This window comes from Nocardia sp. CDC159 (genome assembly GCF_023740735.1).
Classification (GTDB): Bacteria; Actinomycetota; Actinomycetes; order Mycobacteriales; family Mycobacteriaceae; genus Nocardia; species Nocardia pulmonis.
Genome location: NZ_JAMRXH010000003.1, coordinates 580519 through 599042 on the forward strand (window position 1 = coordinate 580519; position 18524 = coordinate 599042).

At 67.9% G+C, this 18524-nt stretch carries 23 protein-coding genes; 12 read left to right on the top strand and 11 right to left on the bottom strand.

Annotation, left to right across the window (positions count from 1 at the left end):
- Positions 1-52: 52 nt before the first annotated feature.
- On the top strand, positions 53-229 hold the full coding sequence (locus tag NDR87_RS09675) for a hypothetical protein (RefSeq protein WP_251910791.1): 177 nt from the start codon (positions 53-55) through the stop codon (positions 227-229).
- On the opposite strand, the gene NDR87_RS09680 is transcribed toward NDR87_RS09675, so the two are convergent.
- On the bottom strand, positions 230-1789 hold the full coding sequence (locus NDR87_RS09680; RefSeq protein ID WP_251910792.1) for an esterase-like activity of phytase family protein: 1560 nt from the start codon (positions 1787-1789) through the stop codon (positions 230-232). It abuts the gene before it with no gap.
- A 169-nt stretch (positions 1790-1958) separates the two neighbouring features.
- On the opposite strand from NDR87_RS09680, the gene NDR87_RS09685 reads away from it, so the two are divergent.
- Together NDR87_RS09685 and NDR87_RS09690 are read left to right on the top strand one after the other, a co-directional pair.
- Positions 1959-2423, top strand: coding sequence for a cupin domain-containing protein (locus NDR87_RS09685; protein ID WP_251910793.1), 465 nt, complete (start codon positions 1959-1961; stop codon positions 2421-2423).
- Between the two features lie 28 nt (positions 2424-2451).
- Positions 2452-3258 (top strand): endo alpha-1,4 polygalactosaminidase, encoded by an 807-nt coding sequence (locus tag NDR87_RS09690; protein WP_251910794.1) that lies wholly within the window; start codon positions 2452-2454, stop codon positions 3256-3258.
- Positions 3259-3560: 302 nt separating this feature from the next.
- Here the strand turns inward: NDR87_RS09690 and NDR87_RS09695 are convergent, their stop codons facing one another.
- Complete coding sequence (locus NDR87_RS09695; RefSeq protein WP_251910795.1) at positions 3561-4757, bottom strand: aldose epimerase family protein; 1197 nt, start codon at positions 4755-4757, stop codon at positions 3561-3563.
- 87 nt (positions 4758-4844) lie between these two features.
- Here NDR87_RS09695 and NDR87_RS09700 point away from each other — a divergent pair, with 87 nt between their 5' ends.
- Complete coding sequence (locus NDR87_RS09700) at positions 4845-5228, top strand: DUF6188 family protein (protein ID WP_251910796.1); 384 nt, start codon at positions 4845-4847, stop codon at positions 5226-5228.
- Positions 5229-5328: 100 nt separating this feature from the next.
- Positions 5329-6519: an RtcB family protein gene (locus NDR87_RS09705; protein ID WP_251910797.1), complete on the top strand. Its 1191-nt coding sequence runs from the start codon at positions 5329-5331 to the stop codon at positions 6517-6519.
- A 3-nt stretch (positions 6520-6522) separates the two neighbouring features.
- Here NDR87_RS09705 and NDR87_RS09710 read toward each other — a convergent pair whose 3' ends face one another.
- Positions 6523-6939: a hypothetical protein gene (locus tag NDR87_RS09710; RefSeq protein ID WP_251910798.1), complete on the bottom strand. Its 417-nt coding sequence runs from the start codon at positions 6937-6939 to the stop codon at positions 6523-6525.
- Between the two features lie 186 nt (positions 6940-7125).
- On the opposite strand from NDR87_RS09710, the gene NDR87_RS09715 reads away from it, so the two are divergent.
- Positions 7126-8013: an alpha/beta fold hydrolase gene (locus tag NDR87_RS09715; RefSeq protein ID WP_251910799.1), complete on the top strand. Its 888-nt coding sequence runs from the start codon at positions 7126-7128 to the stop codon at positions 8011-8013.
- Here NDR87_RS09715 and NDR87_RS09720 read toward each other — a convergent pair.
- The gene (locus tag NDR87_RS09720) at positions 7998-8927 is read right to left on the bottom strand and encodes an LLM class flavin-dependent oxidoreductase (protein WP_251910800.1); all 930 of its coding nucleotides are present in this window, start codon (positions 8925-8927) and stop codon (positions 7998-8000) included. The two genes, NDR87_RS09715 and NDR87_RS09720, sit on opposite strands and share 16 nt — an antisense overlap.
- 73 nt (positions 8928-9000) lie before the next feature.
- On the opposite strand from NDR87_RS09720, the gene NDR87_RS09725 reads away from it, so the two are divergent.
- Positions 9001-9387: a MerR family transcriptional regulator gene (locus NDR87_RS09725; RefSeq protein WP_251910801.1), complete on the top strand. Its 387-nt coding sequence runs from the start codon at positions 9001-9003 to the stop codon at positions 9385-9387.
- 1 nt (position 9388) lies between these two features.
- Here the strand turns inward: NDR87_RS09725 and NDR87_RS09730 are convergent, their stop codons facing one another.
- Both NDR87_RS09730 and NDR87_RS09735 read right to left on the bottom strand, forming a co-directional pair.
- Entirely contained in the window at positions 9389-9736 is a 348-nt protein-coding gene (locus NDR87_RS09730) for an MmcQ/YjbR family DNA-binding protein (RefSeq protein ID WP_251910802.1), read from the bottom strand.
- A 58-nt stretch (positions 9737-9794) separates the two neighbouring features.
- Positions 9795-10460 carry an endonuclease/exonuclease/phosphatase family protein gene (locus tag NDR87_RS09735; protein ID WP_251910803.1) on the bottom strand — a complete coding sequence of 222 codons (666 nt, stop codon included), beginning with the start codon at positions 10458-10460 and terminating at the stop codon, positions 9795-9797.
- Between the two features lie 529 nt (positions 10461-10989).
- Here NDR87_RS09735 and NDR87_RS37695 point away from each other — a divergent pair.
- Together NDR87_RS37695 and NDR87_RS09745 are read left to right on the top strand one after the other, a co-directional pair.
- Positions 10990-11934, top strand: coding sequence for a S1 family peptidase (locus tag NDR87_RS37695; RefSeq protein WP_251910804.1), 945 nt, complete (start codon positions 10990-10992; stop codon positions 11932-11934).
- A gap of 167 nt (positions 11935-12101) precedes the next feature.
- Positions 12102-12368 (top strand): hypothetical protein, encoded by a 267-nt coding sequence (locus NDR87_RS09745; protein WP_251910805.1) that lies wholly within the window; start codon positions 12102-12104, stop codon positions 12366-12368.
- A gap of 7 nt (positions 12369-12375) precedes the next feature.
- Here NDR87_RS09745 and NDR87_RS09750 read toward each other — a convergent pair whose 3' ends face one another.
- Entirely contained in the window at positions 12376-12753 is a 378-nt protein-coding gene (locus NDR87_RS09750) for a VOC family protein (RefSeq protein WP_251910806.1), read from the bottom strand.
- 272 nt (positions 12754-13025) lie between these two features.
- The gene (locus NDR87_RS09755) at positions 13026-13439 is read right to left on the bottom strand and encodes a nuclear transport factor 2 family protein (RefSeq protein WP_251910807.1); all 414 of its coding nucleotides are present in this window, start codon (positions 13437-13439) and stop codon (positions 13026-13028) included.
- 131 nt (positions 13440-13570) lie between these two features.
- Between NDR87_RS09755 and NDR87_RS09760 the strand changes: the two genes are divergently transcribed.
- Together NDR87_RS09760 and NDR87_RS09765 are read left to right on the top strand one after the other, a co-directional pair.
- Complete coding sequence (locus NDR87_RS09760; protein WP_251910808.1) at positions 13571-14608, top strand: M48 family metallopeptidase; 1038 nt, start codon at positions 13571-13573, stop codon at positions 14606-14608.
- 111 nt (positions 14609-14719) lie between these two features.
- On the top strand, positions 14720-16087 hold the full coding sequence (locus tag NDR87_RS09765; protein ID WP_251910809.1) for an APC family permease: 1368 nt from the start codon (positions 14720-14722) through the stop codon (positions 16085-16087).
- An 8-nt stretch (positions 16088-16095) separates the two neighbouring features.
- Here the strand turns inward: NDR87_RS09765 and NDR87_RS09770 are convergent, their stop codons facing one another.
- On the bottom strand, positions 16096-16788 hold the full coding sequence (locus NDR87_RS09770) for a hypothetical protein (RefSeq protein ID WP_251910810.1): 693 nt from the start codon (positions 16786-16788) through the stop codon (positions 16096-16098).
- Positions 16789-16915: 127 nt separating this feature from the next.
- Between NDR87_RS09770 and NDR87_RS09775 the strand changes: the two genes are divergently transcribed.
- The gene (locus NDR87_RS09775; protein ID WP_251910811.1) at positions 16916-17350 is read left to right on the top strand and encodes a GNAT family N-acetyltransferase; all 435 of its coding nucleotides are present in this window, start codon (positions 16916-16918) and stop codon (positions 17348-17350) included.
- Positions 17351-17357: 7 nt separating this feature from the next.
- Here NDR87_RS09775 and NDR87_RS09780 read toward each other — a convergent pair whose 3' ends face one another.
- Together NDR87_RS09780 and NDR87_RS09785 are read right to left on the bottom strand one after the other, a co-directional pair.
- Positions 17358-17534, bottom strand: a complete 177-nt coding sequence (locus tag NDR87_RS09780) for a DUF397 domain-containing protein (protein WP_251910812.1) — start codon at positions 17532-17534, stop codon at positions 17358-17360.
- The gene (locus NDR87_RS09785; RefSeq protein WP_251910813.1) at positions 17531-18406 is read right to left on the bottom strand and encodes a helix-turn-helix transcriptional regulator; all 876 of its coding nucleotides are present in this window, start codon (positions 18404-18406) and stop codon (positions 17531-17533) included. The genes NDR87_RS09780 and NDR87_RS09785 overlap by 4 nt, the downstream gene beginning before the upstream one ends.
- Between the last annotated feature and the right edge of the window lie 118 nt (positions 18407-18524).

Consider the following 18524-nt stretch of genomic DNA (forward strand, 5'->3'; position numbering starts at 1 on the left):
CGCGTGTCCGCGATCACCCGATGATTCGCGCGGGCGGGGTTATTCCTCCAGTATGGGCCGACATCCCCGGCGCACGCCGTGCTACGGCGTGCTGATGCTCATCGCCGCGATGCTCGGCGGGTTCGGTGTGCAGCAGCTGCCGTGGCTCGCCCTGCGCGTGGCCGGGTATGTCGCGCTCGTGGCGCTGGGCCTGATCGGCTTCGTCTTGACCTTCCGCGACTACTCCTGATCAGCGCACGGTGATCGGCACCGTGGCGGTTCGGGTCGCGGCCGGGAGTTCGGCCGTGTCCACCAGCAGGATCTCACCGGCGTCCTGGACGCCGTTCGGCAGCGTCTTGGCCTTCAGTCCGAACGGCGGCTGCTCACCGGTGCTGCCCGCCAGCCCGAAATCGCTGTCGTTGGCGATGTAGAGCGTCTTGCCGCCGTCGCGGGTCGCCACGCCCTCGATCTTGTCGTGACCGAAGAAACCGCCATCGGCGGCGAGCCCGGTGACCAGACCGGCCAGATCCAGATTCGACTTCTTGGCCACCGGCGTGATCCCGGCGCGGCGCAGGGCGTCGATGCCGTCGGCGGTGGACACCGCACCGACGTAGACCTCGAGCGGCTTACCGTCGACCAGCAGGCCGAGCTTCGGATCGTAGTGCGCGCCCGGCACGGTCGACCGCGGGCCGACATCGGTCGCGCCGGACAGGTCGATGGTCCACAGCTTCTTGTTCGCCTTGGGCGCGAGCTTGCCGTCGCGCTCGTCGACCACGAAGGTGCTCGGGCCGGTCGCGGTGATCTCGGAGACCGCGAGCTGGCTCTGGGGGTCCTCGAGCGGGTAGACGAACTCCCGCACCGCCCGGGTGGCGATATCGACGGTCACGATGCGGGTCATCGGCACCTCGCGGGCCGGTCCCGCACCGGGGGCCTGCAGACCGCTCTGGATCACGCCGACCAGCGTCTTGCCGTCGGGCGTGACGGTCAGGCCCTCCATGCCCTGATTCGGGGTGCGCAGGGAGAGTTCCTGCGGCAGGCCGCTGCCCGGAGCCAACCGCTCGAGCTCGGTGCCGGTGGCGTCGAAGTGCACCAGGAACGGGCCGTATTCGTCACTGACCCAGAAGGTTCCGTCGGGCAGGGCGACCAGGCCCTCCGGATCCAGACCGTGATCGGTGGGTGGCAGCGGCGCACCGTCGAGACCGCGCATCGTCTCTCCCGTCGCGGCCGCGGTATCGACCAGGCCGTTGAACGGAACGCCCGCCCTGTTCTTCAGCTCGATGGTCGATATCAGGGTCGCCTTGGTCCCGCGCAACTCGAATTTGCCGATCCTGGGCGCGAAATTCGGTGTGGGCAGTATCTTCTCGTTCTTCTTCGGCCCGTCGGCATTCGGCCCCCGATCGGTGAGTCCGTAGAACTCGTCGGCCGAACCCGGCACCGGGGTGAGGGCCGAGCCGAATCCACTGCCCTGCACAGTAACTCCGCCGAACTGCCCGAGCACGGGAATGTCGGTCGTGTAGAGCCGCACGGCCTCGGTGGTGGTGACGGTGATGCTGTCCGCGCCGGTGTAACCGGCCTGCGGGGTGTACACCAGCGCGCCGTCCCCGCGCCGCTCGATCCGCCCGTGCTGCGGATTGCCCACGGCCACAGCCGCACTGCCGCCCGCGCGGGCCAGCAGGTCGTCCAGCCCGATGACCAGCGGCCGGTCCTTCTCCGCGTGCAGCCCCCGATCATCGCCCCCGGACGAGCAGGCGGTCGCCGCGCACAGCACGGCGGCAAGGACGGTGATGGAAATACGGCGATGATCTCTCACGCTCGCTGTTTATCGCGTGCAGGCGACGCGCTGTCGACGGCTGCGTGAACAGCTCGCGCCAGCGGCTTTCGGACATCGCGGGAGTATCCGGAAGAATTCGGACCGTGGTCCGGTTGCCGTGATCGGCGGCGCTCGAACGATGACGCCGCCGCGAAACGGAGGAATTGTCATGTCGAAGCCGGTGATCGTGCAGGAGCGCGACGTCGAGGCGGTGACGCTGCCCGGCGGCGGGGCGTTCTGGCTACTGGAGGACAGCGAGCGGACCGAGGGCCTGTTCGGCGCGAACCGACTGCTGCTGCCCGCGGGGGCGGACGGCACCCGACCCCATCACCACGACCGGTCCACCGAGTTCTTCTACATCCTCGGCGGGACAATGGAATTCGTGGTCGACGGCCAGCGCCACAGCGTCACCAGGGGCGGCCTGGTCGTGGTACCGCCCGGGGTGACCCACGCCTTCGGCGCCGCCCCCGACGGCCCGGCGGAATTCTTCGCCGTACTCACCCCGGGCCTGCCGCGATTCGAATACTTCCGCCAGCTCGGCCGCATCGCCCGCGGCGAGGCGGACTGGGACAGCATGGACGGCCTGCACGACCGCTTCGACGTCCATTTCGACGGCGAACCCCAGTGGCGCTGAGCGAGCACACCTGCTTGACTGCTCGACGATGACCACGCTCGCGAATCTGTCCCGGCTCGGCGCGGCGGCGCTGGCCGCCGCCTCCGTATTCACCTGTGCCGCCGAGGTTTCGGCGCAGCCCGCGGCGGTGACGCTGCCGCCGCGGGCCGCGGGATTCGACTATCAGATCGGCGGCCCGTACCCCCCGCCCGCCGGGGTCCGCGTGGTCTCGCGCGACTACTCGGTCGCTCCCGCCGAGGGGCTGTACAACATCTGTTACGTCAACGGTTTTCAGGTGCAGACCGGCGCGGAGCGCGAATGGGATCCGGATCTGCTGCTGCGCGATGCCAATGGCGAGCTGGTGATCGACGAGGACTGGAACGAGGTACTGCTCGACATCCGCACCGAGGACAAGCGGGCTCGCATCGCCGCCAAGGTGAACGGCTGGATCGACACCTGCGCTGCCAAGCGCTACCAGGCCGTCGAACCGGACAACTACGACAGCTACACCCGTTCCAAGGATCTGCTCACCGCCGACCAGGCCCAGAGCTTCATCCGCCGCCTGTCGGCCCATGCTCACGCCAGGGGCCTGGCCATCGCCCAGAAGAACGCCGCCGAACTGGCCGACAACCGCACCCGAAATGGACTGGACTTCGCCGTCGCCGAGGAATGCGGCGACACCGACGAATGCGAGATCTACGCGAACGCCTTCGCCGACAACGTGGTCGACGTCGAATACACCGCCGCGGGCCTCTCGGCCGCCTGCGCCGGATTCAAATCCCGAATCAGCATCGTGCGCCGCGACCGAGACGTCGTCCCGCAGGGCTCCCCCGGCTACCTCCGCCGTACCTGCTGACCTCAGATCAGCGTCCGGCCACCGTCCATGACGATGATCTCGCCGGTGACGACATTGCCGGGCGCGATGCCGTTGACCCGAATTCCCTTGGGACCCAGCTCCGGCGTCCCACGACGGTGACCCGGGCCGCGCCCTGTTCGGCGAAGGCCAGCGCCGCGGCGCGGCCGATTCCGGTGCCACCACCGGTGACGAGCACGTGTTGATCTGCGAATACCTTGTCCGACAACGAATCTCTCCTCGCTCGCGAGCGCGGCAGCTCGCCGAGCTCGTGCACAGGCAACGCGGCGCGAGCATTCCCTCCGCTATCGGGTGCCGAGTCGGTAGACCGTCGTCTGGTGATAGGTCTGGCCGGGATCGAGTCGGGTACTGGGGAATTCGGGACGGTTGGGCGAGTCCGGGAAGTGCTGAGTCTCCAGCGCGAGGCCCGCGCCCTGCCGGTAGGCGTGGCCGCCGGTGCCGGTGTAGGCCCCGGTCAGGAAGTTGCCGGAGTAGAACTGGATGCCGGGTTCGGTGGTCTCCACGGTGAGCGTGCGGCCCGAGGCCGGATCCTCCACCTCGGCCGCCGGGACCAGTGCGGTGCCGTCACCGCGGTTGAGCACCCAGTTCAGGTCGTAGCCCTGGCCCGTCATCAGCTGTGGGTCCGCGGCGGTGATCCGGGCGCCGATCGGGGTCGGGGCGGTGAAATCCATTGGGGTGCCCCGCACCTGGGCGATCTCACCGGTCGGGATCTGGGTCGCGTCGGTGGGGGTGTAGCGGTCGGCGTGCACCGTGAGTTTGTGGTCGTAGACGTGCAGGGCCGATTCGCCGCCGAGGTTCCAGTAGGTGTGGTTGGTCAGATTCACCACCGTCGGCGCGTCGGTGGTGGCGGTGTAGTCGATCGTCAGTCGGTTGTCGCGATCGAGGGTGTAATCGACGGTGGCGGTGAGCGTGCCGGGATAGCCCATTTCGCCTGCGGGACTGACGTATTGCAGCCGCAGCGCGGCCGTGTCGGTGCTGCGGGCCCACAGCACCTGCCACACCTTCTGATCGAAACCCGCGGTCCCACCGTGCAGGCTGTTGCCGTTGTTGTTCACCGGCACCTGGTGCACCGCGCCGTCGAGGGCGAAGGTGCCCTTGGCGATCCGATTGGCGTAGCGGCCCACGATCGCACCGAAATACGGTTTGCTCGCGAAGCCGTTGCTGGCCAGATATCCGTCCAGCGTCGGAAAGCCGAGCACCACGTTCTCGGTGCGGCCGTCGCGATCGGGCGCCTCCAGCGACTGGACGATGCCGCCGTAGTTGAGAATCCGCACCCGCATCCCGCGGCCGTTGGTGAGCGTGTAGCGACTGACCGCGCTGCCGTTCACCTCTCCGAACGGTTCGACGTCGAGGCGCGGTCCCGGATCCGCCGACACGGTGCCGCTGCCGGTCGGCGACGGAGTGGTCGCCGTATTGCCACACGCCGCCATGCTCACCGCCCCGACGAGCGCCAGCGCCCGGAGAAAGATGTTGCCGCGCAAAGCACACCTCCCGTAGCCACCCCCGACGACGCCATTATCGCCGGGGTCCCCGATGTAGGCGGCCGAAGTCCATAGAATCCCCGACCCATGGGCATGTTCTCGGCCTACGAGGGCCTCGAGGTGGAGCAGGTCTGGATCTGGTGGTCGCTGCGGCTCGTCTTCGATGTGGGGCCGCCCGGAAAGCTCGGAACCTTCATCGACATCACCGACTTCACCATCGTCGAGGCCGGGGGCCACGAGTCGCGGATCAGCGTAGAACGCGACCCCCGCACCGCCGCCCCCGTGCTGGCCCTGCTGCACCATCACATCTCGGCCGCCCGCGTCGAGCACTGGGAACTGCAACTGGCCTTCGACACCGGCGACCGGCTCATCTGCGCACCGGACCCCCGCGTCGAGGCGTGGACCGCCCACCTACCCGACGGCAGCTGGATCTTCTGCCCGCCCGGCGGCGGCACCGGCAGCCCCGACTGAGCCCGGCATCCGCGGGCGATGGCCACACATATTCGGGTGCGCCGTCGCCGCGCGCTTCCTACCGTGGGATCGATACCCCTTTCCAGAGAGGACCGAGACCATGTTTCCCGTCGAGCTGCGCGGCACCAGGGCGCAGACGCTCATGTGGGCCCACGAGCACGAGATCGAGGCGGCCGCCCTGCGCCAGCTGCGCACGATCGCCCAACTGCCCTGGGTCCACGGCGTCCGCGTCATGCCGGACGTGCACCTCGGCAAGGGCGCCACGGTCGGCTCGGTCATCGCCATGCGCGACGCGGTCGCCCCGGCCGCGGTCGGTGTGGACATCGGCTGCGGCATGGAATCGGTGCGGACCTCGCTCACCGCCGCCGATCTGCCCGACGATCTGCGCTCGCTGCGGTCGCGGATCGAGGCGGCGGTCCCGGTCGGATTCGCCGCGCACGACGAGCCGGTCGACGTCGAGCGGCTGCATCTGTCCGGTGGCGGCTGGGATCGGTTCTGGCGCGGGTTCGACGAGCTGGATCCGGCCGTGCACCGGCGGGAGGCCAAGGCGCACAAGCAGATGGGCACGCTCGGCGGCGGGAATCATTTTGTGGAACTGTGCCTGGACACCGACGATCAGGTATGGATTCTGCTGCACTCCGGCAGCCGCAATATCGGCAAGGAACTGGCCGAGCGGCACATGTCGGTGGCCGCCAAGCTGGCGCACAACCGCGACCTGCCCGACCGCGATCTGGCCGTATTCCTGTCCGGCACACCGGAAATGGACGCCTATCGCCACGACCTGACCTGGGCGCAGGAATACGCCGCCCGCAATCGGGCGGTCATGCTGGCCCTGATCTGCCGGGCCGTGCGAGAGGAATTCGGCGGGCTGCCGGTGCGTTTCGACGATCCGATCTCCTGCCACCACAACTACGTGTCCGAGGAGATCGTCGATGGCATGCCGATGCTGGTGACCCGCAAGGGCGCGGTCCGCGCGGGCGCGGGCGAGCTGGCACTGATCCCCGGCTCGATGGGCACGCGCTCCTATGTCGTGCGCGGCAAGGGGAACCCGGCCTCGTTCCAGTCCGCCTCCCACGGTGCGGGGCGGCGGATGAGCCGCAACGCCGCCCGCAGGCAGTTCACCGTGGCGGATCTGATCGCGCAGACCGAGGGGGTCGAATCCCGCAAGGACGCGGGCGTGATCGATGAGATCCCGGCGGCCTACAAGGACATCGACGAGGTCATCGCCGCGCAGCGGGATCTGGTCGAGGTGGTGGCGACGCTGCGGCAGGTGCTCTGTGTGAAGGGCTGACGATCACTTCCTGCGCAACACCCCCACGAATCCCGCCCCCAGCAGCATGAATCCCGAGATCAGCGCGAAGCCGTTGGTCGCCCAGGCGTGCAGGGCCACCTTCATCGCGTTGTCGATCAGCGGCAGATCGTTGATCAGGCGGAAAGTGTCCTCCGGAAACAGGATGTGCAGAATGCCGGGAAAGACGCCCCACACCAGGCTGGCCACGATGGTGGCGGCGGGCGAGAACGTGGCGAAGGCGGCGATCAGCAACAGCAGCACTGAGCCACCGAGGATCTCGAGCGCGGCCGTCCAGCGATCGGTGACATGGCCGACGATCACCCAGTAGCGGATGTCCGCGCCGCCCTTGGCGGCCAAGGCGATCCCGACGGGCGTCACCACCAGCGTGAACAAAATTCCGACCAGGGTGCCGCCCGTCACACCACGACTCTGGAACTCGGTACCGGGCGGGGACCACCCCGCAGGTGACTCGAACTTGTTCGGCATCGGCCCGTCCTCCTCGTCTGCCGCATCCATTGTCATGCCGTGGTCGGAAAATTGTCCGACCGGAGTCGGAAATCGTTCGCGTGGCGCGGCTGTCGCGTTATCGCGTGGTTAGCATCGGGTATGGCCCGCACCGAACCGCCACCCATCCCCGGCGTACGCAGAACCCATATCACCGCCCGGGGCGTACGTTTCCATGTCACCGAGGCGGGGCCGGCCGACGGGCGTCCGGTGCTCGCGCTGCACGGCTGGCCGCAGCATCACTACGCCTACCGGCATCTGCTCGCCGATCCGCCCGCGGGCCTGCGCATCATCGCCCCCGACCTGCCCGGCTACGGCTGGTCCGGCCCGCCGCCGCACCGCTGGCGCAAGGACGAGGTCGCCAGCGACCTGCTGGCCCTGCTCGATTCACTGGGCCTGCAACGGGTCCTGCTGGTCGGCCACGACTGGGGCGGCTACCTCGGATTCCTGCTGATCCTGCGCGCGCCCGAACGCTTCGACGGCTTTCTCCCGCTGAACATCGCCCATCCGTGGCAGAGCGCCCGCACCTTCGCCCCGCACGCCTGGCGCTTCCTGCTGTACCAGCCGCTGGTCGCGACGCTCGGCGTACCGCTGCATCGGCACACCCCGTTCCTGCGCCTGCTCTACCGCCGCGGCGTCACCGACCACACCGCATTCCCACCCGAGGTGGTGCGCGCCTACAGCGAAAGCTTCCGCGATCCGATCACCGCCCGCGCCGCCACCGACACCTACCGCACCTTCCTCCTGCGCGACCTACCCGCCCAGCTCCGCGGGCCCCGCCCCCGCGCCACCATCCCCATCCGTGCCCTGTTCGGCACCGACGACGGCGCCATCCACCACTCCCTCGCCGCCGCGGACACCGCCCGCGCGGACGACTACACCGTCGAATACGTCTCGGGCTGCGGGCATTTCATCCCCGAGGAGCGCCCGGACCTGGTCCGTCGGCGGCTGCTGGAGCTGGCGGCGGAAACGGCTCAGCGCACGGGCTGAGCGTCGCGCAGGAGTTCGCGGGTCGCGGCGAGCAGTTCGTATTGCCGGGGCAGATCCTCGCCGGAGAGATTGACCACGAAGGTGCTCGCACCCGCCCGCAGGTACTGATCGAGTCGTTCGGCGAGCTGCTCGGGCGGCCCGCTGACCACCAGCCGATCCGCCGCCCGCTCGCTCAACCCCGCCTCGCCGGTCAACGAGCGCAGGAAGCGGACCACTCGCTCGCGTCCGTACCGCGCCCCCGCGGAATCGGTACTCAGAGCGGCGAATACGGTCGTACCGACCTCCGGCGCCCGCACGCCCGCCGCATCGGCCATCGCCGCCGACACCGCGGCGCGCTCGGCGAGTTCGGCCGGGGTGAGCAGCGAGGCCAGCCATCCGGCGCCGTGGTCGAGCGCTCGGCGCAGTGCGCGATCGGACATCCCGCCCACCCAGACCGGAGGCGCGGGCACGGCCGGTTCGAGCCGCAGCACCGGTGCGCCGGGCTCGGTCGACAATGGGGTCGGCTCGCCCGCGAACAGCGCGGGCAGCGTGCGCAGCATCCGATCGGTTCGACGCCCGCGCCCGGCGAAAGGTATTCCGGCCGCGGGCCACTCGTCCGGATCGAATCCCGCGCCGACACCGAGCAGGACGCGATTGCCGGACAGGTACTGCAGCGAGGCGAGCTGTCTGGCCACCCACGCCTGCTGCCGCAGTGCCAGCAGCAGGACGCCGAACCCGATCCGCACTCGCTCGGTGACGGCGGCCGCCGCGGTGAGCGCGACCACGCTCTCCAGAAACGGCGTCCGCGCGCTGAGGTGATCACCGGCCCACACCGCGTCCAGTCCGGCCTGCTCGACATGTCGTGCCAGCGCGGGGATATCGCCGATGGCCCCGCCCCTGTCGACGAAGGTGGGCAGCGAAACGCCAAGGCTCACGGGCATATCCGTCCTTTCCGAGTCGGTGCTGCCCACCTTGCCCGCTCAACCCCGGTTGAGTTCAACTGGTTCGGTGCCCGACCTGATACCGATCCGGCAAGTCGCCGACCATTTCGCCCTCCCCATCTCGACGCTGCACTATTGGGAACGCCGCGGTCTGATCACCTCCAGCCGCCGGTCCGGCCGTCGCTGCTACGACCGCGATCAGATCTACCGGATCGCGCTGATCCGCCTGTGGCGCGGCACCGGACAGCTGCCGGTCGAGGAGATCGCCGCCGTGCTCGACGCGCCCGATTGGCGGGACATCGTCACCGCGCGCATTGCCGCCATCGACACCGAGAGGGCCCGGCTCGACACCGCGCGCGCCTATCTGCGCCGCCTGCTCGACTGCCCGCACGACGCCGGACTGGAGCATTGCGACGGCTTCCGGGCGATGGTCGACTTCCCCGCGCCGCGCTGAGTCAGGCGTCTCGCTCCCGCTGTTTGCGCACCTTGGCCGGAGCCGCCGCCCACCACGCCGCATCGATGAGTTCCCGCAGTTGATCGGGTGCGACGCGATCCAGATCGATGAGGATGTAGGGATAACCGTCGTAGTGCGGCGTGGTGTAGAAGGCCGGATCGCCCGAGGCGAGGAGCGCCTGCTTCTCCGCCATCTCACACAGCAGCACCAGCCCACCCTCGGCCTCCGAGCGCAGCCGCGCGAACCCCTTGCCGCCGACCTTCAGCGCCGGGCTGCGCCACCACGTGGACTCCTCGACCGCGGGCAGTTCGGTCGCGATCCCCACCACGTCTTGCCAGGTAAGCGCCATTCACGCAGTCTGCACCACCAAACGGCGAACGCCTTGGACGAATGGGAACCACGACACGTCACCGCCGCTCGCGGTCCAGATGAACGCGCGCGACCAGGGCGCGGTGATCCGCACCGGGCAGACCGACCGCGGACACCTCCGCCGCGCGGCCTCCGGCGAGGAGGATGTGGTCGATGCCGATCAGCGGCGGGATCGGCTTGTCGGTCGGATAGGTAACCAGATGTCCCGCGCCCGCCTGTTCCGCGGCGTCGCCGAACCGTCCCGACAGCATCGCGCGGAACTGCGCATGGTCGTAGGTCGCATTGAAGTCGCCCCCCACAATCACCGGCGGATCGGCGGGCGACCGCTCGAGTATGCCGCGCAGCCGGGCCAGCTCATCGGCCCAGACCCGCGTCCCGTAGACCGGCGGCACCGGGTGGAAGGCGAACACCCGTACCGGCCCCACGTCCGTGATATGCGCGGTCGCCGCGAGCTGATTCAGGACGAATCCGTCGAATTCCACGGTGTCCGAGAGCGGATAGCTGCTCCAGATCCCCGTCCCCGTCGCCGTCCGCCCCGGCGACAGATAGCGATGCGGCAACACCTCGTCGAGCCCCGCCCGGCCGAGCATCTCGACCGCCGCGGGGGTGAGCTCGTTCACGGTCAGCACGCCGACCTTGCGCGCCCGCACCTGCTCGACCAGCGCCCGCGGATCGGCCCCGTCGAAGAGCAGATTGGCCTGCATCACCGTCACCTCGGGCCCGTCGCCCGCGGCGGCACCGGCATACAGCGGCGCCTGCGTCCAGGCCGCCAGGGGCCACCACCACGGCCGCCACCGCCACCCCGCTCCACCACCGCAGCAATGCGAACACCACGACCCCGAAAAGCGCGCCGACCATCAGATACGGCGCGACGGAGGCGGCCAACACCAGCGGCCGAGCCTCCGAACGACTGAAATGCAATGCGACACCGGCCGCACCCGACAAGGTCGCGACCCCCGCGAGCAGGCCAATACCGACCCGAATCATCGATAACACACCCGCAAGCAAACACCAGGCACGCGCTCGACGGGGAGCAGGATAGGAACGGCCCGGCAAATACGAGTGGGAGGCTGAGTGTCCATGCGATGCCACGTCGCACGCGTGCTGGTCATTTGCGGTGTCGCGGCGTCGGCCGCGGGAACCGGAGCCACGGCCGCCTCGGCGAGCCCGCAGCACGGTGCCGATCTGCCTTCGGGATTGGCCGTCGCCATTTCCCGCGATCTCGGACTTACGGTGACGCAATATCTCCAGCGCTCCGCCACGGCCCAGCGACTGGGGGAATTCGCATCGGCAGCGCGCCAGAATTACCCGTCGGTGTTCGCCGGCGTTCGACTCGACGACGCGGGACGCCCGGTCGTCACCCTGACCGACGGCCCGACCGCACTCGCTGCCCGCGCGGCCGCCGAAAGTGCCGGATTCACGATCGAGACCATTGCCGACCCGGAATCGACACCGAAGTCGGTCGTCTCCGCGGGCACCACACTCGTCGCCGACGGTCCGCCCGTCGTCGGCGGGACACCGTATTTCATCACCACCAACGGCCGCAGGAGCAACGGCGGACCGTGCTCGACGGGATTCAACGGCATCGACAGCGAGGGCAATACGGTGAATATCACCGCGGGCCACTGCGATATGGACCGGGCGGCCACCGGCACCCCGGACGCGGCCGCCCTCGTCCTCGACCTCGCCCCGCCCCCGGGCAGGCCACTGGGAACCGTGCGGCGGATCGGCAGCTTCCAGAAATCGATGTTCGGCGGTCGCGATTACGCGATTGTGCGAATCGTCGATCCGGCGGCCGAATCCCGTTTCCAGAACAATCTGGTCGGGGTGCGCGGCGGCCCGGCGATTCCGATCGATGGGGTGGCCGATCCCGTGGTCGGCGCACCCGCGTGCAAATCCGGCGCCACCACCGGCTTCACCTGCGGTACGGTCCGCGGCGTCGACGAGTCGCTGACCACCAACGGAAACGTCCTTCTGCACAACATGTTCTGGGCCGACATTCTCGCCGTACCCGGCGACAGCGGTGGCCCCGTGGTAACCGGAACCAAAGCGCTGGGCATCGTCTCCGCCAGCACCATCGGCGAAATCGGCCCCGCACAACCCGTCCCGGTCACCATCGCCCAACCGATAGCCATCGTGCTGGCCGAAAACCCCGGGCTGCGAATCCGCACCGAGTGACGCCCCCCGCTCCGGTCGCCGACGGCAACGACCGTACCGAATTCCCCAGTCGCGGTGCAGAATCCGGTCGACGTCAAGACCGCACATGTGACGGCCTGATTAGCCTGCGCGCCAAGCGAATCCGGAGATAGCGTGCCAATTCGAACACTCGCACCCGAGGGGGAACGATGAAAAAGTCCGCTCGCAACGTCCTGACCATCGCCGCCGCTTGCGCTTTCACCGCGCTCAGCCCGATCGCGGCCCAGGCCGCACCGGGCGAACCCCCCGCGGCGGGAGAGTCCGCCCCGCCCGGCACCCCCTGGATCAAGTACGGCGTATATCCGACGCAGGCGGTGTGCGGCCAGACCGGCCACAACCTGGTCAACCGCGATATCTACGCCGACTACTCGTGCAGCCGGGAACTGAAGGGCTGGGGGCTCTGGGTGCGTAAATGACACCCGCTCAATCGAGACAGAACTCGTTGCCCTCGATGTCCTGCATCACCAGGCACGACTCGTAAACGCCGTCGGAACGCAGTAATCGCACGCGGACCGCACCGAGCGCGACCAGTCGGGCGCATTCGGCCTCGAGTGCGGCCACCCGCTCCTCACCCACGAGCCCGGCGCCGACCGACACGTCGAGATGCACCCGGTTCTTGACAACCTTTCCTTCGGGAACTTGCTGGAAGTACAAGCGCGGCCCCACACCCGAGGGATCGACGCATGCCGAACCGCGATGCTCACCCTGGTACTCGTAACCGAGCACCTCGCACCAGAAACGTGCGAGGCGCTCGGGTTCCGCGCAGTCGAAAGTGATTTGAACCTGTTTGACCGATGCCACCGGTCCACCTTAGCGGCGGGTTCGCCGCGGGAAAGCGGCGCTATTGCTCGCCCACGACCACCATGCGCGGTGGGCGATCGAATTCGGCGATCTTCCTAGGGACTTCGTGGTACGGCCGGGACGTTGCGATCCATCGGCTACCGGAAGTACCTCTTCAGCTCCCGACATCGGCATTTAGCCGATACGCACGCCGAGACTGCCGTTCTGGACCCGGCCATGGTTGCCGTACCGCGCGTCGGCCAAGCGGATAGTTGAATCCGGGTGACCGAGTTCTACTCTCCCGAGCCGCGGCAGTTCGTGAGCTGAGTGAGGACGCAGACCCACTTGCCATCCCGTTCGACGAAGACGTCGGTGGTCCACTCATCGGCGTCGTATCGTCGCCCCTCGTAGTGTGCGGTATTGGTGACCCGGGCCGTGCAGACGGCGGTATTGCCGTAGACACGGATGCGCGGCTCGCCTATTCGGGTCATGGCGGAGTGGGTGAGCCTGCCCGCGCGGACCAGGTCGAGAAATTGTGAGCCCGGGGAGATGCCCTGGTCGGTCACGAAAACCCAATCGTCGGACACGAACTCGGCCAGGGCGACGGCGTCGTTGGCGACGATGGCCGCCGCCCACTCGTCACTCCGGCGGATGATCTCGCGTTCGACGGCCTCGTTGCGACCCCCGGCTGCTGGTGGGGAAGACATGGGTCAATGCTATGAATCTCGGGGACGAGGCGCTCTTGCCTCGAGCACAATCCATGCGGTCAGATGGTCTCGAGGCCGCCCCGAAAACCCTTCGGCGAAGCGCGGACTCGACGAAACCTGACGGGGGCGACATGACCGACACTCCAGATCGCATCCGGCGCACCTTCCCGGATATCAGCACCCGCGCCTGGGAGCATCCCGCCGACCGCACCGCGCTGGTGATGCTGCGCATGCTGACCGGATTCGACACCGTACTGCGCACGCTGTCGGGTCTGCTGCCGGAGCGCCAGCATCGGCTGATGTATCTGGCCACCGCGGTGCGGGTGGACGAGCGGCAGTTCGGGCTCCTGCACGAGCTGCGCGCGGATTGCGTGCGCATACTGGACTCGCCGGTGACCCCGGAGATGTTCGTCGTACAGGACCCCGCCGCCAACGCCCTGACCGTCGGCATGGACGAGCCGTTCATCGTCCTCACCACCGGCCTGGTCGAACTGCTCGACACCGAGGAACTGCGCTTTGTCATCGGCCACGAACTCGGACACGCGATGTCCGGACATGCCGTCTACCGCACGATGCTGCTGCATCTGCTGCGACTGGCGGGCTCGATCGGCTGGATGCCCATCGGCGGCTGGGCGCTGCGGGCCATCGTGGCGGCGCTGATGGAGTGGAGCCGCAAATCCGAATTGTCCGGCGACCGAGCCGGATTGCTGTGCGGCCAGGACGTCGAGGCATCGGTGCGCGTGCACATGAAACTCGCGGGCGGCACCATGGTCCGCGAGATGAACCACGCCGCCTTCCTGCAGCAGGCCGACGACTACGACCGCGCGGGCGATCTGCGCGACGGCGTACTGAAACTGCTGAACCTGGAACTGCAATCCCACCCGTTCTCGGTCCTGCGCGCCGCCGAATTACGCCGCTGGATCGCCAGCGGCGACTACGACCGCATCCTCGACGGCCGCTATCCCCTGCGCGAGCACGATCGCAACGCCCGCATCAGCGACGAGATCCGCGAGGCCGCCCGCTCCTACCGGTCCGACTTCGACCAATCGGAGGATCCGCTCATCCGCACCGTCCGCAACCTCGGCCGCGACGTCGGCGCCGCGGTGAGCACCGTGGGACAGGAAGTGAGCGAACGGGCCTCGAAGATTCGCGACCGGCTCGGCTTCTAGCCCTTTGCACTGATTAGAGCCCCGAATCCTCGCGACGCGACTATTTTCGGTACCCAAGAACCACAGGCGCGCGGGGGCGGCAGCCGCGACGGGGCGAATCGAGGAGTCAGCATGGCCGAGCTTGCGGCGGATCCCACGCATACCGAACCTCCCCTCAAACGGGTGATGGGCCCGGGCCTGCTCCTGCTGTTCGTCGTCGGCGACATCCTCGGCACCGGCATCTACGCCCTCACCGGACGGGTCGCGGGCTATGTCGGCGGCGCGGTCTGGGTGCCGTTCGTGGTCGCGTTCGTGGTCGCGCTCATCACCGGCTTCAGCTATCTGGAACTGGTCACGAAGTATCCGCACGCCGCTGGCGCCGCGCTGTACACGCACAAGGCCTTCGGCATCCAATTCCTCACGTTCATGGTCGCTTTCGCGGTGATGAGCTCGGGCCTCACCTCCGCCTCCACGGCGGCGCGCGCCTTCGCCGCCAACTTCACCGAGGCATTCCACCTGAACCTGAGCTCGTGGATCGGCATCACCCTGGTGGCGGTGGCCTTCATGGCGGTGATCGCCGCGGTCAACCTGCGCGGCGTCAGCGAAAGCGTCTGGGCCAATGTCGTACTCACCTGTGTCGAGCTGAGCGGCCTGCTGATCATCGTCGGAATCGGCCTGTGGGCCCTGGGTTTCGGTAACGGCGACTTCAGCCGCGTGGTCGAATTCGAGACCGGTGACCGGACCGCCCTCGGCGGCGTCATCGTCGCTACCACCCTGGCCTTCTTCGCCATGGTCGGATTCGAGGACTCGGTGAACATGGCCGAGGAATGCAAGGAACCCAGCCGCATCTTCCCCAAGGTGCTGCTGGCCGGAATCTGCATCACCGGCGTGGTGTACGTGCTGGTGGCGATCACCGCGGTCGCCCTGGTCCCGCTGCAGGAACTCGGCGCGGGCGACACCCCACTGTTGAAGGTGGTGGAGATCGGCGCGCCTGCCTTTCCCACCCGAATCTTCGCCTTCATCACCATGTTCGCCGTCGCCAATTCCGCACTGATCAATATGCTCATGGCCAGCCGCCTGCTCTACGGCATGGCCCGCCAGGGCGTGATCCCCCGGGTACTCGGCCAGGTCCACCCGATGCGCCGCACCCCCTGGGTCTCGATCGCCTTCACCACCCTGCTCGCGATCGGCCTGATCACCTTCGTCGGCGAGGTGCGCGAACTCGGCGGCACCACGGCCCTGCTGCTGCTCGCGGTCTTCACCATCGTCAATATCGCCGTACTGGTGTTGCGCCGAGATCCGGTGTCACACCAGCACTTCCGCACCCCCACGATCCTGCCGGTGATCGGCGCCCTGTGTTGCGGCTTCCTGGTCACCCCGTTCACCGGCCGCGACCGGTTCCAATACGTGGTCGCGGCCATCCTGCTCGCCATCGGTGTCGTGCTGTGGGCGATCACCCATCCGGCGCTGCTGCGCAAACTGCGCTTGGTGCGCGAGTGATTCCGTGCTCAGAACAACGACTGCCCATCCGGCCCGACCATGAATCCATGCCCGCTGTTCCCGGCGGTGCATCGGATCCCCGCGGAGCGTGACTCACAGACCACATTGGCCACGTCCAAGTACTGGCCATAGGGCAGAGCCGGGCTGCCGCCGTGTGGGTCGACCACGTAGTGCGGCAGTGGGAGGCAGGTGAATCGCGAAGCGTCGAACTTATCGATCTCGGCTGCGATATGACCCGTGTTTCGACAGTCCGGGAGTCCCGGGGAGGCGACCTTGACCCGGATGAGCTGGCATCCCATGATGGCGTCGGTGACGGTGTAGCCACACATGACACTTCCCCACGGCGACTGGAAGAAGTAGCGGCGGCTGTCGCGCTGGTAATCGCGGGCGTTGGCCTCCCGCATCTGGATGTCGCCGGAGTCGACCGCCCCGGGGGCGGGCGGGGGCTGCTGCGGCGCCTTCGTCGCGGGTGGGGCGGGTGGCCCGGGCTGGGCGGGCGGCGCGGGCGGTTGCGGCGCGACCTGCGACCCCGTGGCGGTCTCCGGCGCGGCCGTACTCGGCCGAGCAGACCCGGTCGCGGCGGAGCCGGAAATGGTCACCACCGTGCGGTCGGCCGCGACACCCCCGCCACCCTCATTACCGCAGCCCGCCAGCACACCCAGGGCCAGCACCGAAACGGCCACCGCCACAACATTTTTCATCACGTCGAAAAATCGACCGGGCCAGCGCACCCGTTAACCCCGCCCAGGCCGCAACCTTTCGGGGATTGACAAACCGGCCAATGGCTCGAATCCGCGAGCAAGCCCGAACGATGGCACCATGGGCCCGGTGATCGAAGTCCGTACTCTACGCGCCAGCGACCGCCACGCCTGGGAACGATTGTTCCAGGGTTACAACACCTTCTACGGCCGCGACCTCACCTCCGACCAGGCCGACCGCACCTGGAAGGAAATCCGCAACGACGACCGCATCCACGCCCTGGGCGCACGCCTGGACGACCACCTCGTCGGCATAGCCCACTTCCTCGTCCACGCCAGCACCACCTCCCCCGACGTCTGCTACCTCCAAGACCTCTTCACCGATCCTGGGGCCCGCGGTCGGGGCGTCGCCCGCGCACTGATCGCGGCGACGGAGAAATGGGCACGTGAGCATGGTTGCTCACGGTTGTACTGGCATACGCACGAGAGCAACCGAACCGCGCGTCGGCTTTACGACCGGGTAGCGGAGAACCGGGGGTTCATCCAGTACGTGGTGCAGTTCTGAGAGCTGTTCAGGGGCAGTCGAATTCGCCGTGTTGGGCACCTGCGATGAAGGTGTTCCAGTCAGCGGGGGTGAAGGTCAGGGCGGGGCCGGTCGGGTTCTTGGAGTCACGGACAGCCACCAAGTTTGGCTGCCACCACTGTGACTGCTCCTGAAACCAGCGGGCTCCTGATTTGTCGCCGGTCATGCCGAGTACTCTCTCGCCGCCTGCCGAAGCAACGCCCTGCTGGCGTCGGGGCACAATGCCGCCCGCACCATCGCCTCGTGCGTGGCCCGATAGGCCTTGACCTCGTCTTTGTCGTCGTAATACATTGCGCCCCGGTAATTCTCGACGTAGACCAGGGACCGCTCGAGTGGCTCGCCACCGGGCCTCGATCCGAAGTCCATGATGATGAGAGGTCCTGTCACCTCCCCCACAGGCAGGCCTGCGGAGAAGGGCAAGATACGGACCGTAATATTCGGCCTGGTGCTCATGTCCGCCAAGTGGCGACACTGCGCCCGCATTATTCGCCTGTCACCGATCACCCGGCGCAGCGCCATTTCATCGACAACGGCATCGAGCCGGACCGGCCGGCCCTTCCGTACGATCGAACGCTTACGGCGCATGCGCATCTCGACCCGCCGCTCGATTTGACTGGGGGACTCATCGGGGTGCCCCACCTGGAACAAGAAACGCGCGTAATCAGCGGTCTGCAACAACCCGGGCATAATCTCCGCGAACATAGTCAGCGACTCGACCATCGCCTCCAGCCCCAGATAAAGCTCGAAGTTGTAAAACCAGCCCTTCTCACTTCCGCCCTGCGCAAAATCACGCAATGCCTCGACTGTGTGGTCGTCCGCCCCGCATACCCGACAGAAGGCCTCGAGCTCGTTCAGGTCAATACGCTGCGTGCCAGCCGTCTCCAGGCGTTGGACCGTAGCAGTCCCGCATTCGATGAGCTCGGCGACCCGAGCAATCGTCAATCCTGCTCCTTGCCGCAGATCGCGAAGCAGACGGCCGAGCTGGCGGCGGGGTACTTCGGGACCGCTCACAGTGCGTTTCGGGTTGGTATCCCCCATGGCATCCTCCCTGGTCTGAACGAAAGATCCGTGCATTGCGGATGTGACGCTGGAGGTTTCGGATCGTTTCGCTGTTGCGCTTGCGCCGAGACCTCGTTCGAGCTGTGCTTACTCCGCG